Below are 12687 nucleotides of genomic sequence, written 5' to 3'. Positions count from 1 at the left end.
CGAATGGTCAGTTGGCAAAGCGAGTCAGACAACAACCCCGGCACCCACCAACCATTCTTAGTGTTGGCGGCTTCGATATTTATCGGGCCGTTTGTTTCAGCGTGGTAGTTGCGTTCATATTCTTTGGGCGGCATGTTTCCGCGCGCACTGTGCAGGCGCCGATTGTTGTATCAGTCCAGCCAGTCGAAGGTGAGTTTCTCAACGTCTGCGAGGGTCTTCAACGGTCCTGTCACGAAGGGTGAGTTCTTCGCCACGGCCTCGTTCTTGTAAAGTCCCATGACCGTCTCCGTGGCCGCGTTATCGTAGGCGTCGCCGATGGTTCCGATCGAGGCGACGAGGCCTTCCAGAGCGACAGTCTCGGTGAATTTAATCGATGTGTATTGAGATCCGGCATCGCTGTGATGTATCAAACCGGGCCGTACGGCGTCCCTACGTGTCAGGGTTGGTTGAGGCCAGTAGCTAAGAGCAAGTCCGCCGTTTGACGTAGGGCGAGAATCAGGAATCATCTCCATGTCCAGCCCGTCTTTGATCGCCGTGCGCGACGATAGTTATATGAGTAGTTCCGGACCGCGAGCTGGTGGTCCGACCTCGAGAAGGTCGTTCAGCCCAGCGCAGAAGCTTGCCCATTTGGCTGCGTATGATGCGGCGATCAAGGACCACGAGGGTGGCGCGTATCTGCGCACTGAAGGGTTGTACTCCTCGCAGATCACGGAGTGGCGCAAGCTGCGTGACGCCGGTGTTCTCGCGGGGAAGAAACCTGGCGAGAAAATTGGCCGGTTAACGCCGGAGCAAGCGGAAATCGCCCGGTTGCGTCGCCAGCTGAGCAAGACCGAGCAGCGCCTCGAGACGACGGGGGTGGCGTTGGAGATCATGTCAAAAATGCACGAGCTACTCGAAAGTCTTTCGAAGAGCTCGCGGGACGAAACACCGCATACGAAGCCGTAGTGACCGCCTACCGCGAACTGGCCAGCCGAGGAATCTCGACTCGCGTCGCGGCTGACCTGGTCGGTATACCCCGAGCGACCGCCACCAGGAAACCGCGCATCCCGGTGGCCCGGCCGGCGCCGATCCCGGCGAACAGGATCGATGATGCCGACCGCCGGCAGATTCTCGACGTCGTCAATTCGGACTCGTTCGTGGATCTGCCGCCGATCCAGATCTACGCGCAGCTGCTCGACGCGGGCACGTACTTGTGCTCCATTTCAACGATGTATCGGGTGTTGAATGAGAATCTGCAGGTCAAGGACCGCCGCCGCCTGGCACACCACCCGGCACGGGCGATCCCCGAATTGATCGCCACGGCCCCAGGCCAGGTACTCAGCTGGGATATTACGAAACTCGCTGGCCCGGTCAAGGGGAAGTACTTCGATGCCTACATGATGATCGATATTTACTCCCGGTACATCGTCGGCGCATATGTTCACGCGTCGGAATCGGGCGAGCTGGCGGTGGAGATGATGAAGGAAATCTTCGGTATTCACGGCGTCCCGCAGGTCGTTCACGCCGACCGCGGCACGTCGATGACGTCCAAGACCGTCGCGGCATTGTTGTCGGATCTGGAGGTCACCAAGTCGCATTCGAGGCCGCGCGTGAGTAACGACAATCCCTACAGCGAGGCGTGGTTCAAGACCCTCAAATTCGCTCCGACGTTTCCCGAACGCTTCGGCTCCCTCGCCGACGCGAAGACGTTCATGGCCTCGTTCGTCGATGGATACAACCACGAGCATCGCCATTCCGGGATCGGCCTCAATACGCCAGCCGACGTGCACTACGGCCTCGCCGAGGCGAAGGCCATCGAACGAGCAGCGACGCTGGACGCGGCCCGAGCACGCTTCCCCGAGCGATTCAGCACCAGCCAAGCACCAAAGATTCTGTCCATTCCCGCGACGGCATGGATCAACAAACCCGCCGACAAACCCACCGAGAATGACGGGCTCGAACTAGCCGCCTAAACTCCCACTGGCCTCATTCGCCTTGACAAATTCCGCGTGGCCGGCATGGTCGCGACGCCAGAGCGCCATATTCAAACAGATCTCAACGAACGGTGTGTCTTTGACCGTTGACGCATGCCAGCCTACGATCGCACGAGAGTGCAAGTCGATCGCGAAGGCTACGTAGACGAAGCCGCCCCAGGTTGGGACATAGCTGAAGTCCGTGACCCAGGAGTGGTTTGGGCGAGGCGCACTGAAGTTGCGTTTGAGTAAGTCGGGAGCTCGCGCCGATTCCGTGCCCGTCGCCGCCGACGCCCGGGGCTTACGGCCCCGGACGAGGCCGTTCATGCCCTCGAGACGCATCAACCGGTCGACCGTGTGCTTGGAGACGTCAATGAACTCGCCCCGGCGGAGCCATGCCGTCATCTTCCGTCGCCCGTAGAGAATCTCGGGCTGCTGACGCCCGTACACATCTCGCACTTTCAATGCTTTCAGCGAGTCGATGAGTGCCGCGTCGCTCTGAACTCGCGCCGCGGCAGCGCGAGTCTTCCATGCCCGAAATGACCGTGAAGTGACCGTGACGCCCTGCTCGCGCAGGACGCCACACGTCAACTCGACTCCATGGCCGTTCGCCTTCATCTGGACGATGAAAGCGACTATGGACGGTTGCGAGGGTCGAGCTCCCTGAACTTTAGAAAGACGCCGCTGCTTTGAGGATGTCATTCGTCTCGCGCAGGTCACGGTTTTCGCGCTTCAAGCGTTTGATTTCCTCGAGCTCCTCGCTCGGGGGCCCGGTGCGTTCGCCGGCGTCGGCCTGCGCCTGGGTGACCCATTTTCGGAGCGTCTCGGCGCCGATGTTGAGCTTGGGGCTAGGTCGCGGCAGGCCGCCCACATCGATGGGTAATCCTTCAAACGATCAAGGGTCATACGGACCGCTCGTTCACGAACCTCTGTTGGGTGTTTCTTAGGCATATCCGAACCCTTGCACCAGAAAGAAAGCAGCAGGAAATCAGGGACGGTTCACTCCGGTACTCATTCGGCCAGTAGCGGGGGCCTCCCCGCAAGCGCTACTCGCCACGCGAGAACCGTTCTCGCACAAGCGACCACCGCAACGATCCGCCGGAAATTCGTCAGTGCCCCCGCCAGGATCTCATCCTCCGCACGGCGCATCACTCTGCACCTGCCTGAGCACTGGCCTTAGGAGAAATCCTGAACGGCCCTGTTCAACCAGACCTTCCGCCCCAAACAACCCGCCCCTACCTGACCAACCAGCCGACACCAGCATCAACAGGAACACCAGTGGAACACCCCGGGCTGTAAAAACCGGACCATACCGGCGCCCGAAACGCCGAAATAGCACCAAACCGAAATCAGGATTCGTTCAGGGGCTGACCGGTGGATTCAGGCTGAAGATGTCGCACCCAAGCCCGCCTCGCCGTCGATTCCCGGCCCGCGGAGCAGGTCCAGGGGAGGACCTACGCGTCTGGCATTTCCCCAACCCAGAGCACCTCGCTTGGACTGTCGACTAATCCGGCGGCCCACGTTACGTCAAGGCGCACAGTGGGACCCTCGGGTTCGGCGATCTCACTCGTGTAGGCGGCGCCAGCAAGCACATGAGCGTCCTCCGTACCGAAGAGGGGAGCGAACTGCTGTAGATTCCAGCGTCGACCCAACACAGGACCACCGCTTATCGTGCGGTAGAGGACGACCGCGTCACCGTCCTTCGTCACTCCGCCCGCGACCCACTCCTTCTCTGGGGCGATCGACGGGCTCTCTCCGAGTTTCACTCGGATAGCCTCAACGAACTTGGCCGCGTTGACTGTCATTTATTCACTTTTCTGTCATCATCGGGCTGTAAGACCAGACTGTAGATTTCTGCGGGGTTGCAGCAGTTGTCCCAGACGCCATCGGCTTGTTAACTCCTATCGCGCGGTCGACCCAGGACGGGCAAGCCAGAGCCCCGTCGGGGTTGACGCAATACGCGGTCGTGATGCCGACCTCTCCTCCGCTGAGAACCACGCCGTAGTAGCTCTCGCGGCCAGCCGCTTTGTTGACGACCCTGACCTCGCGTGAATCTGTCACCTCGCATGCTGAATCGCAAGTGATCTCATTCGCATAGGCGACGTAGAGGCGGTCTTCTCCCTGTGCTGTTCCTCCATTTGGTGCTTTGAGTACGTATCCGATCGAGTTTTTGCTGTGGATGTTGTGTCGCTCCTGAATCTTGGTCCAGCCGAAACCGACGGCCCCGTCGTAGGTACCTTGCCGAAGAATGATGTTTCGTCCATCGGCGTCCGTTTCGGTACCAACAATCGTCGATCCATCTGCTGCAGACGCTGGTTGGGTCGGGACCAGCGGCGAGGCGACCAGCCCGGCAATTGCCCCAAACATGGTCAGGGCCAGAAGCGCCGACTTCATCCGAATCACTGCTGTCATCATGATTTAATCCTCCCGTGTTAAATTGACGTACTGATATTCCACTCTTCGTCGTGCTTCTCGCCAAGATGCTTGCGAAGGTCGCACTCTTGACACCACTCGGGTGCAAGTCATCGTTTTGGAGGTCGCCGTGAGGTCGGTGAACTGTGTTCGAAGAACGCTGAACGGAGTGCTTTTCTACGGTACTCCCGGAGAACGATATAAAGCCAGACATCGACTTCAAGGGGTTCCCGCACGGCGAACCCGCTACGGGACAGGGACGCGACCCCGTCTCTTAGCGATGCTGTTCTGCGGCCCCACGGTTAGTGGTCCGCGACGAAGAAGCGGTCGGGAGCACGATTCTGTGCATTGGATGCAGTTACTGCAGTGCAAGCCAAGCGGCAACGCGAGGGTTGAACCAGTCTGGGCATTCCATTGGTATTCCATGGCCACGGCCAGGGACAATTTCCATGTCGCTGCTAGGCAGAGCCGCGTGAATGATCTTGGCGGAGTCACGCATCAGGGCGCGCTCCCGGCTGCCGATCATTACGAATGCTTGACCGTGAAACTCTGACCACGTTGCCGGTAACACGAATCGCATGTTGTCACCGACTGCGGCGAGCAACGTGGTTTTGGTGATGTGAGCACTCGTATCGATGTACTCTTCCATCAACTCTGCCGGTACAAACAACTCCCGGGCCTGAAGTCGGGCGAACCTGCGATTTCGCGCCAAGGGTGCAGCGGCCCCGAGTGCGCGAAGGGTGAGTCCGGGAAAGGGCATCGCTTTGGCTTGGGCGCTGACTACCATCACGCGATCGACGAGTTCGGGGTACTTCGATGCAAGTTCGATGGCGAGCTGTGCGCCCAAGGAGAATCCGATGACTGCCGTGGGATTCGAACCGCCACGCACCAGTATCTGGCTGAGAGCGTTTACTGTCTCGGTGTGTGATTGGTACGGCTTATCGGCACTGTGACCGTGGCCCGGAAGATCGGGCACGACTACTTTGTACGTCGCTTCGAGGGTTCGTCGAAGCGAGGTCCACATCCATCCTGCTACTCCGCCACCGTGTAACAGAAGCACCGGAGGTCCGTCTGAGGGGCCGAATTCACTTACATGCACGGTGTACCTGCTCGCATGAAGGCCGTTGAAGCAATCAACCCGAAACGTCGGGACGATCGTTCACGTCCCGTGATCTGGTGCGCTCCTGAGCGTATTCTGCTCGGTGCTGCAAACGATCGAGCCTCAGGCCGGGCACAGTCCGAAAGGCACCGGCAAGCATGCGAAAGATTGCTCCGCTGTGAGTGATGGTGTGGGTTACCTCGGTCTTGTGATCAGCAATTGAAACGAGTTTCCAGGTCCCTGTTTCATACGCCTGTCGTCCGTCTAGGCGCCAGACGACGCAATCCGTAGACACCTGTTCGTAAGTGATCGTGGGTGAACCAGGCAGTTTGGCTCGAATCGGATAATGATTGCCAATCAGCGCAACCGGATCGCCGGCTGTGACAGAAAGTATCGCGGGATTCCATTCCGGCAGGCGGCGAATATCGGCGAGAATGTTCGCAATCGTCGCCCTCGATGCGTTGATGACGCGACTTCCGATGTATTCCATGATTCGCCCCGTGCTCTGGCCCGTAGAAATTCCTCAAGAAAGGATGCTCCTGCCCCAAGTCACAGCCTAGGGGCACGTCAGACGGGGCCAGGCTTACCCTCATCAAGCAGACACCGAACGCGCCCGGAGAGCTACGCCTGACCGAACCACTGCACGCCGTGTCCGCACATCAATTGGGCTCTCTGGTCACTCGATCGACTTCCCGCTCTAATGCCGAATGCGCAACGCTAACCGGGACGGTGCACCGGCGATGCGCTGGCGAGCATGATTGACAATAGTGTGCGTCACACAGTAACGTGAGTGGCATGACCGATCGCGTATCCCTTGACACCCACCTGCAGGAGGTGCGCCGGGGAACCGTGGTGCTCGCCTGCTTGCAGATCCTTCAGACCCCGGGCTACGGCTACAAGCTCCTCGAGGAGCTCGCCCAGCGCGGTTTCACCACGGATGCCAACACGCTCTATCCGCTGTTACGCCGGCTCGAAAAGCAGGGCTACCTCACCAGCGAATGGAACACCGACGAGGCCAGACCACGGAAGTTCTATCGCACCTCCGACGCCGGCACCCTTCTCGCCACAACCCTCACTGCCGAATGGCGATCGCTCTCCACCGCGATCGCGTCCCTCACCGCATCGGAGAACTGATATGACCACCACACTCACCCAGCGCTACATCACCGCGACGACGAAGAACCTCGGCGCAGCATCGGAGAGTGACGTTCGGGACGAGCTCGAAGGCTCCATCGCCGACGCAATCGACGCGCGAGTCGAACAAGGCATAGAACGAGCGGATGCCGAACGTACGGTGTTGACCGAGCTCGGCGACCCCGCACTCCTCGCCGCCGGCTACGCCGACCGGTCACTGCACCTCATCGGCCCACGGCACTACCTCACCTGGCTGCGGCTACTCGGGATCCTTCTCGCAACTGTTCCGCCGATCACCTTCATCGGTGCCGCCCTGGTGGAATCCTTCTCGAACGATTCCATCGGTGAGATCATCGCCGCCGGTGTCACCATGGGTCTCTCTGTCGCAGTGCATGTCGCATTCTGGGTGACCGTCCTCTTCGCCGTCCTGGAGCGCCTCGGCGCGACCACCAGAGGTCGCTGGAATGTGGATCGCCTGCGGGATTATCCACGTAGCAATGTCGACCGCGCCAGCTCCGTTGCCTCGCTCGCCGGCCTTACTCTCTTGGCGGTAGCGGTGTGCTGGGATAGCTTCGCCGGCTTTGCGCGGCTGGACGCCGAACCGATCGCGATCCTCAACCCCGATCTGTGGCCCTGGGCGATCAGCGGCCTGTTCACCTTGATAGCGGCACAAGCAGTGTTGGCGGTTAGGATCTTGACCGTCGACCGGTGGACCGCCCGCATGGCGATTGTAAACACCATTTTGGCTATCTTGTTCATAAGTCTCATCGCCACGCTCCTTGGACGGGGTGAGCTGATCAATCCAGAATTGGTCCTGGCCGCCATAGATGCTGGCGCGAGCATGGACATCGTGCGAGTCCTTGCTCTGGTAGCCGGACTTGCGACGGTCGGCTTCGCGAGCTGGAGCATCGCCATCGGTTGGCGCGGGACGGCCAACTCGACCAACCGCTAACCAGCTGCCCGCCCACCGGATCACCTGCTTCTCAATGACCAGCAGAAATCGGTTCTTGGTGTCTGCGAAGCACCACGATTGAGCAGCGGAAACACTATGCCGGACGAGGTGGCAAGTCCGGGCCGTAGGAGGAACCCCCTGCGGGACAATCGCTCAAATCCGTTAGCGTAGCTTGAATGGATATGCACGACGACGAGTTGCACATTGACGAGCAAGTAGCTCGCCGGCTGATATCAGACCAGTTTCCCGAATGGCGCCTTGAACCCGTCCGTCGCATCGTGACGGACGGCACGGTGAACGCCATCTTTCGAATCGGTGCCGACTTCACGGCACGATTCCCGCTGCGCTGCGCTGCGCCAGCTGATATGACCTCCGAACTCAACCGAGAAGCCTCAGCAATGCGCGAGCTGGCGACGTGTTGTCCGGTCCCGACTCCGGTGCCCATGGTCGTAGGCAATCCGGGTTACGGCTTCCCCCTGCCATGGTCTGTACAGACGTGGCTACACGGGGCCGTGGCAACGCCCAAAGGTTTAGCGCACTCCAACATGTTCGCCCATGACCTCACCAACCTCGTGCATTCGCTTCGCGCCGCGGCAACCAAGGGACGCCACTTCGCGGGCTCTGGTCGCGGCGGAGATCTGAAGGACTCCGACGAGTGGATGGAACTCTGTTTCCGAGAAAGCGCCGGGTTGCTTCCCGTCGATCGGCTACGCATTCTCTGGATGGAGTTTCGGAGTTTGCCGCCTTCTGGCCGCGAGGTGATGACTCACGGCGATTTGACTCCGAGCAATCTCCTCGTCGAGGGCGACCGACTGGTTGGCGTCCTGGACGGCGGTGGGTTCGCTCCGGCCGACCCGTCACTCGATCTTGTCGCCGCGTGGCACCTGCTCGATGACGAGAGACGAGCGCTCGTCCGTGGCGAGCTGCCTTGCGATGACCTCGAATGGTGGCGTGGAGCCGCGTGGGCGTTCCAACAGGCGATGGGCCTGGTGTGGTACTACCGGGAGTCGAACCCAGGGATGAGCACTCTCGGGCAGACCACCTTGGCGCGCATCGTCAACGACCCAGAGTTTTCGGCGCCTACCTCCGATAGCCCGGGAGCCCGTTAGCGGAACCCCCTACGGGACGGGGTTGCGGCGGACCACGATCAGCGACCCGAAATCGAATCGTTAGCGTCGCTGGAGGCAGTCATCGGTCGGTGTCTCCAACGTGAAGCGAGTTCCGTATCCGCCGGCGTAGCCGTAGTCAATGCTCTGAACGGTCACGTAGCCAGGGCTCGCCTCGACGATTTGGACAGTGATTGGTTCAGGGTGCGAATCGATGGTCAGCTCCCACCGGTCCGCTAGGTAGCTCAAACCGGTGGATTCGAGAACTTCGACCGCGTCCGAGACGTGAGATGGGTCGGCGAGGTGATAGCCGAAGACTGTAGTTGGGACTACGTGAGGTCCGTCGTCGGCTGTGGGTGCGAGGTAGCCGAGGAGTTCGTTGTCATCGTCTCTGTGGACCGCGGTCCAGGTTGGAGGAATCATTGTTCACTCATTCGGTAGGGGCAGTTTGTCGGGTGCCGCTGGTGGGGAATTCTGGCCAGAGCTTGCTAATGGCCGTCATGATTTTCGCGGTTGTTGCGTGGAGTGAGGCGATTCCTGACGCTTCGTCATCGCTTGAGACGTAGCCGTCTAGGTTGACTGGGTGTCCTTGAACCCACACGTGACGGATGTTTTGTGTGTCGGTGATTTGTGCTGTTGGGTCGCCGGTGGCAAGGAGAAGATCTGCACGTTGGCCCACAGCGATCGTGCCGCGGTCGTGAAGGTTGAAGGCCTCTGCTGTTGAGCCCGTGGCTGCGGTGAGTGCTTCGCTGGGTGTGAGTCCGGCCGAGACAAGATGCTGTAGCTCGCGGTGCATGCTGGCGCCGTGGATGGTTCCCGGATTCGGGGCGTCTGTTCCGGCAAGGAGTGACACGCCGGCGGCCTGGAGGTTGCGAACATTCACCGCGATTATGGAGAAGTCCGGCAATGGGTCGGGGAGCCATCGTTGACTTTGCTGCTCGATAACTTTCGTCCAGGCGGCCCCGATCCTCCGTGCAAGTTCGGGGTGCCCCAGGATCGGCAACTTCCGGTCCGCGCCAGGGAACCCGTCAGCAATTGACATTGTTGTGATCACCTTCACGCCGCTACGGGCGATCTCGGAAAGCTGCACTGGAGCAATCTTGTCGAAGGGAGCGTGAGCAAGGACATCGACGCCGCAGCGGACAACGTCGATCGCTGCCTTCGAAGTGGTCGCATGTGCCACCACGATGAGATTCGCCTCGTGAGCAGCACGAACCAAAGATCGAATCGTGGCCAAGTTCAAAGCCGGCGTCGCGTGGGGGCTCGTTGACCCATCTTCGTAAAGCACCTTGATGTGTGTGGCACCTTCAGAAACCCGTTCCGCTACAAACTGGGCTGCGCCGCTTGGTCCTTCGAGATAGGGGAACGGAGAGTAGGCCATTGTGGGGTGGCCCCCGGGCGCTGTTGCTCCGATGCTGGAAGTCCGAAAGTCGGCGTATCCCGGCTGTGCACGAAAGGTTGCTTCCGACGCCGTGAGGTCAGGCTTGCTGAACTGATCGATGAGCGTCGTGACCCCGAACGTCGCCGCTTGACGAAGTGAACCAGGGAGCAAGTGCACGTGCGCGTCAATGAGTCCGGGCAGAATCGTGCCGCCCCGAGCATCGATGACGCCAGCGTCCGACTCCCTCATTCCCAGGGATCCAACTTCGGCGATGTGCCCGTTTTGGACCCTGATCGTCCTGGCCGGGATGGATCTGCGTCCGTCGAAGATCTTGGCGTTAATTACGGAAAAGCTGTTCATCTGTCCACCGTAGAAGTTGACCTTGTGTCAAGGTCAAGTTCGTAAACTGCTGGCATGTCACTTTCCATCAGCCAGGTTGCTAATCTCGCCGGGATTAGCGCACGGATGCTCCGCCATTACGACAAGCTTGGCCTGCTGCACCCGAGCAGGGTCAGCGATAACGGATACCGCTGGTATGAACGCGAGCAACTTTTTCGGCTCCAACGCATCCTCTTGCTGAGGGATTACGGGCTGTCATTGCCAGCGATTAAAGACATTCTGTCGCGGAACGATGCAGCTGAGGAACATGAGGTACTCACCGCGCATCGGGCCCTTGTCGCAGAAGAGCGCGACCGCCTAACGCATTTGCTTTCCACTTTAGATCGCACCCTGAACGAGATGGCCGGCGGCGACCAGATCGGTGAAGAGAACTTCTTTGAAGGCCTACGGACAACGCGAGGAGCGCTTCGGAACGAACTCCTCGAACGCTTCGGTCCACAAATTGAATCGGCGTTTACTTCCCATGAGAAAATCACCGCCGAATGGAATGAACGAGACTATGAAGCAGCTGCGCAAAGAGGCAAAGCCCTGTACGAAAGACTGACTGACACGATGAGGCAAGGGCATGCACCTCAATCATCAGAAGCTGCCTCTCTGATTCAAAGCCACTATGACCTCATCAGCGAGACCTGGATTCCGGGGAAAGAGGCCTACGCAGGCCTCGCGGACCTGTACCTCGAGCCGGGGTTTCAGCGCGACCTTGTGGCTGACATCGATCCGAACTTGCCGGAATGGCTGGCTGCTGCCATGAAAGATTTCGCTGAGAAGGGTCTCTCAACGCAGAGACAAGCTTCTTCCGAAGTTTCGTCTCGATAGCCGGACGTCCAGCGGGCGCGTTGAAACGTGATTCCGCTCAAGTCGATTGGCGGGGCGAGTTGCCCGTAAGCGGAACCTCCTGCGGGGCATCGTCCGCAGGGATCCCTCAGCGGGCGCTCTTCTATTCCTACCTTTTAGAGTCCCATGCCCCGGGCGCAGGCAGGCATTCGTGGTTCTCACGCTCTGCCGCGGCAGGCGTACTCCTCGATCACGACACCCGACTCGAATGAGCGCGTTCTGGTCAGAGTAAACGCGCGCGGCTCGTAGGGGGCATTGCCGAACATGGGGATGCCGGAGCCGAAGGCGACGGGGTTTCTTTTCAGGACGAGGTGGTCGATCTCCGACAGGAGCGTGCCCGCGAGCTCGCCACCACCGCACAGCCAGACGTCCAGACCGTCTTCCTGCTTCAAGCGGCGGACTGTGTCGAGCGGATCGTCGGTTAGGGTGATCGCCGGGTCGACGTCTCGCGGGTGGCGACTCGCGACGATCTGCCGCAGATGAGCGTAGGGACTGGCGATACCGAGATCGAGCGCGGGGGTCAGCGTGTTCCACCCCATCAGCACCGTGTCGAATCGCGTTTTCGTCGGCTCGATTCCCAGCGCTGCGTACGCATGCGATGGCAGCGCATCCGCGTATTCGCCGAATACCACTGACGCGTGATCGCCTTCGACGAGGAACGCATCGAACCCGCCTGTCGGGTCGGCGATGTATCCGTCGATGCTGACGGCGACGTAGTAGACGAGGTTTCGCAAGGAATCTCCAATCACGACATTTGTCGTGGGTAGACTACAACAGGAGTCGTGGTTTGGCTAGCATGGGTGACATGGCTCGCAACGACGAACGACGCTCCGCTCTCGCCGACGCAGGGATCCGCGTGCTCGCCGAGGAGGGAGCCCGCGGCCTCACTCACCGCGCGGTCGACGCCGCGGCCAGTACACCGCGTGGCACCGCCTCAAATTACTTCCCGACCCGCGACGATCTCGTCTCCGCACTGGTTGACCGCATCGGGGAGCGACTCACACCCGATCCCGAGGTCGTTCTTTCTGGTGGCGCTCAGTCTCCCGACCGGGAGCTCTTCGCCGCCTATCTGCGCGACATCGTGCGGCGACTCAGCGCTGACCCGCATGTGTCTCTCGCCCTATTTGAGCTGCGGCTAGAGTCGGCACGACGTCCTGCTGTCGCCAAGGCGCTTGGGGCATGGCGACAGCGAGCATTCCAGGAGGACGTCGCTTTCAACGACGGCTCTGGCCTGCCAGGGGGACGAACCGAGATCGCTCTGTTCCACTACGCCATTGACGGACTGATGCTCGACCACCTCACCGTGCCACTCGACACCGGATTGTCCGTCGATGCCGCCATAGACGAGTTCGTCGACCGCATACTTCAGTGATTCCGGGCCTCAGCCTTCGGAGGGCGCGCATTAATAACCTTCTGGT

At 60.2% G+C, this 12687-nt stretch carries 16 protein-coding genes; 6 read left to right on the top strand and 10 right to left on the bottom strand.

The window, feature by feature from the left end; genetic code table 11:
* Positions 1 to 170: 170 nt before the first annotated feature.
* Positions 171 to 410, bottom strand: a complete 240-nt coding sequence (locus tag CXY78_RS01530) for a hypothetical protein (RefSeq protein WP_104087729.1) — start codon at positions 408 to 410, stop codon at positions 171 to 173.
* Positions 411 to 552: 142 nt separating this feature from the next.
* Between CXY78_RS01530 and CXY78_RS01525 the strand changes: the two genes are divergently transcribed.
* A protein-coding gene (locus CXY78_RS01525) for an IS3 family transposase (RefSeq protein WP_104087734.1) occupies positions 553 to 1952 on the top strand; the annotation gives its coding sequence in 2 pieces (ribosomal slippage) (positions 553 to 874 and positions 874 to 1952; 1401 coding nt in all).
* On the opposite strand, the gene CXY78_RS01520 is transcribed toward CXY78_RS01525, so the two are convergent.
* The 6 genes from CXY78_RS01520 to CXY78_RS01490 form a co-directional block, all read right to left on the bottom strand.
* Entirely contained in the window at positions 1941 to 2543 is a 603-nt protein-coding gene (locus tag CXY78_RS01520) for a DDE-type integrase/transposase/recombinase (protein ID WP_158253243.1), read from the bottom strand. The two genes, CXY78_RS01525 and CXY78_RS01520, sit on opposite strands and share 12 nt — an antisense overlap.
* Before the next feature lie 79 nt (positions 2544 to 2622).
* Positions 2623 to 2823, bottom strand: a complete 201-nt coding sequence (locus CXY78_RS01515; RefSeq protein ID WP_104087726.1) for a transposase — start codon at positions 2821 to 2823, stop codon at positions 2623 to 2625.
* A 583-nt stretch (positions 2824 to 3406) separates the two neighbouring features.
* On the bottom strand, positions 3407 to 3757 hold the full coding sequence (locus tag CXY78_RS01505) for a hypothetical protein (RefSeq protein ID WP_104087724.1): 351 nt from the start codon (positions 3755 to 3757) through the stop codon (positions 3407 to 3409).
* A 4-nt stretch (positions 3758 to 3761) separates the two neighbouring features.
* Positions 3762 to 4367, bottom strand: a complete 606-nt coding sequence (locus tag CXY78_RS01500) for a hypothetical protein (protein ID WP_104087722.1) — start codon at positions 4365 to 4367, stop codon at positions 3762 to 3764.
* A 355-nt stretch (positions 4368 to 4722) separates the two neighbouring features.
* Complete coding sequence (locus CXY78_RS01495) at positions 4723 to 5424, bottom strand: alpha/beta fold hydrolase (RefSeq protein ID WP_233206047.1); 702 nt, start codon at positions 5422 to 5424, stop codon at positions 4723 to 4725.
* A 73-nt stretch (positions 5425 to 5497) separates the two neighbouring features.
* Positions 5498 to 5953: an SRPBCC family protein gene (locus tag CXY78_RS01490; RefSeq protein ID WP_104087720.1), complete on the bottom strand. Its 456-nt coding sequence runs from the start codon at positions 5951 to 5953 to the stop codon at positions 5498 to 5500.
* A gap of 305 nt (positions 5954 to 6258) precedes the next feature.
* Between CXY78_RS01490 and CXY78_RS01485 the strand changes: the two genes are divergently transcribed.
* From CXY78_RS01485 to CXY78_RS01475, 3 genes are all read left to right on the top strand, one after another.
* Positions 6259 to 6597 (top strand): PadR family transcriptional regulator, encoded by a 339-nt coding sequence (locus tag CXY78_RS01485; protein WP_104087718.1) that lies wholly within the window; start codon positions 6259 to 6261, stop codon positions 6595 to 6597.
* A 1-nt stretch (position 6598) separates the two neighbouring features.
* Positions 6599 to 7549 (top strand): permease prefix domain 1-containing protein, encoded by a 951-nt coding sequence (locus CXY78_RS01480; RefSeq protein ID WP_104087716.1) that lies wholly within the window; start codon positions 6599 to 6601, stop codon positions 7547 to 7549.
* A gap of 182 nt (positions 7550 to 7731) precedes the next feature.
* The gene (locus tag CXY78_RS01475) at positions 7732 to 8658 is read left to right on the top strand and encodes a phosphotransferase (protein WP_104087715.1); all 927 of its coding nucleotides are present in this window, start codon (positions 7732 to 7734) and stop codon (positions 8656 to 8658) included.
* Positions 8659 to 8718: 60 nt separating this feature from the next.
* Here the strand turns inward: CXY78_RS01475 and CXY78_RS01470 are convergent, their stop codons facing one another.
* Positions 8719 to 9078, bottom strand: a complete 360-nt coding sequence (locus tag CXY78_RS01470; RefSeq protein ID WP_104087713.1) for a hypothetical protein — start codon at positions 9076 to 9078, stop codon at positions 8719 to 8721.
* A gap of 7 nt (positions 9079 to 9085) precedes the next feature.
* Positions 9086 to 10396, bottom strand: a complete 1311-nt coding sequence (locus CXY78_RS01465) for an amidohydrolase family protein (protein WP_104087712.1) — start codon at positions 10394 to 10396, stop codon at positions 9086 to 9088.
* 54 nt (positions 10397 to 10450) lie between these two features.
* Between CXY78_RS01465 and CXY78_RS01460 the strand changes: the two genes are divergently transcribed.
* On the top strand, positions 10451 to 11251 hold the full coding sequence (locus CXY78_RS01460) for a MerR family transcriptional regulator (protein ID WP_104087710.1): 801 nt from the start codon (positions 10451 to 10453) through the stop codon (positions 11249 to 11251).
* 176 nt (positions 11252 to 11427) lie between these two features.
* Here CXY78_RS01460 and CXY78_RS01455 read toward each other — a convergent pair whose 3' ends face one another.
* The gene (locus tag CXY78_RS01455; protein WP_104087733.1) at positions 11428 to 12003 is read right to left on the bottom strand and encodes a dihydrofolate reductase family protein; all 576 of its coding nucleotides are present in this window, start codon (positions 12001 to 12003) and stop codon (positions 11428 to 11430) included.
* Between the two features lie 71 nt (positions 12004 to 12074).
* Between CXY78_RS01455 and CXY78_RS01450 the strand changes: the two genes are divergently transcribed.
* Positions 12075 to 12641, top strand: coding sequence for a TetR/AcrR family transcriptional regulator (locus tag CXY78_RS01450; protein ID WP_104087732.1), 567 nt, complete (start codon positions 12075 to 12077; stop codon positions 12639 to 12641).
* Positions 12642 to 12687 lie beyond the last annotated feature (46 nt).

This window comes from Cryobacterium sp. N19 (assembly GCF_002929595.1).
Taxonomy (GTDB): Bacteria; Actinomycetota; Actinomycetes; order Actinomycetales; family Microbacteriaceae; genus Cryobacterium; species Cryobacterium flavum.
This window is presented reverse-complemented; position numbering and strand designations above follow the sequence as displayed.

Bases quoted from the DNA above. Each gene is read 5' to 3' on its own strand.
- CXY78_RS01505 (WP_104087724.1), bottom strand. From the start codon at position 3,757: ATGACAGTCAACGCGGCCAAGTTCGTTGAGGCTATCCGAGTGAAACTC.
- CXY78_RS01500 (WP_104087722.1), bottom strand. From the start codon at position 4,367: ATGATGACAGCAGTGATTCGGATGAAGTCGGCGCTTCTGGCCCTGACC.
- CXY78_RS01490 (WP_104087720.1), bottom strand. From the start codon at position 5,953: ATGGAATACATCGGAAGTCGCGTCATCAACGCATCGAGGGCGACGATT.
- CXY78_RS01485 (WP_104087718.1), top strand. From the start codon at position 6,259: ATGACCGATCGCGTATCCCTTGACACCCACCTGCAGGAGGTGCGCCGG.
- CXY78_RS01480 (WP_104087716.1), top strand. From the start codon at position 6,599: ATGACCACCACACTCACCCAGCGCTACATCACCGCGACGACGAAGAAC.
- CXY78_RS01475 (WP_104087715.1), top strand. From the start codon at position 7,732: ATGCACGACGACGAGTTGCACATTGACGAGCAAGTAGCTCGCCGGCTG.
- CXY78_RS01470 (WP_104087713.1), bottom strand. From the start codon at position 9,078: ATGATTCCTCCAACCTGGACCGCGGTCCACAGAGACGATGACAACGAA.
- CXY78_RS01465 (WP_104087712.1), bottom strand. From the start codon at position 10,396: ATGAACAGCTTTTCCGTAATTAACGCCAAGATCTTCGACGGACGCAGA.
- CXY78_RS01460 (WP_104087710.1), top strand. From the start codon at position 10,451: ATGTCACTTTCCATCAGCCAGGTTGCTAATCTCGCCGGGATTAGCGCA.
- CXY78_RS01450 (WP_104087732.1), top strand. From the start codon at position 12,075: ATGGCTCGCAACGACGAACGACGCTCCGCTCTCGCCGACGCAGGGATC.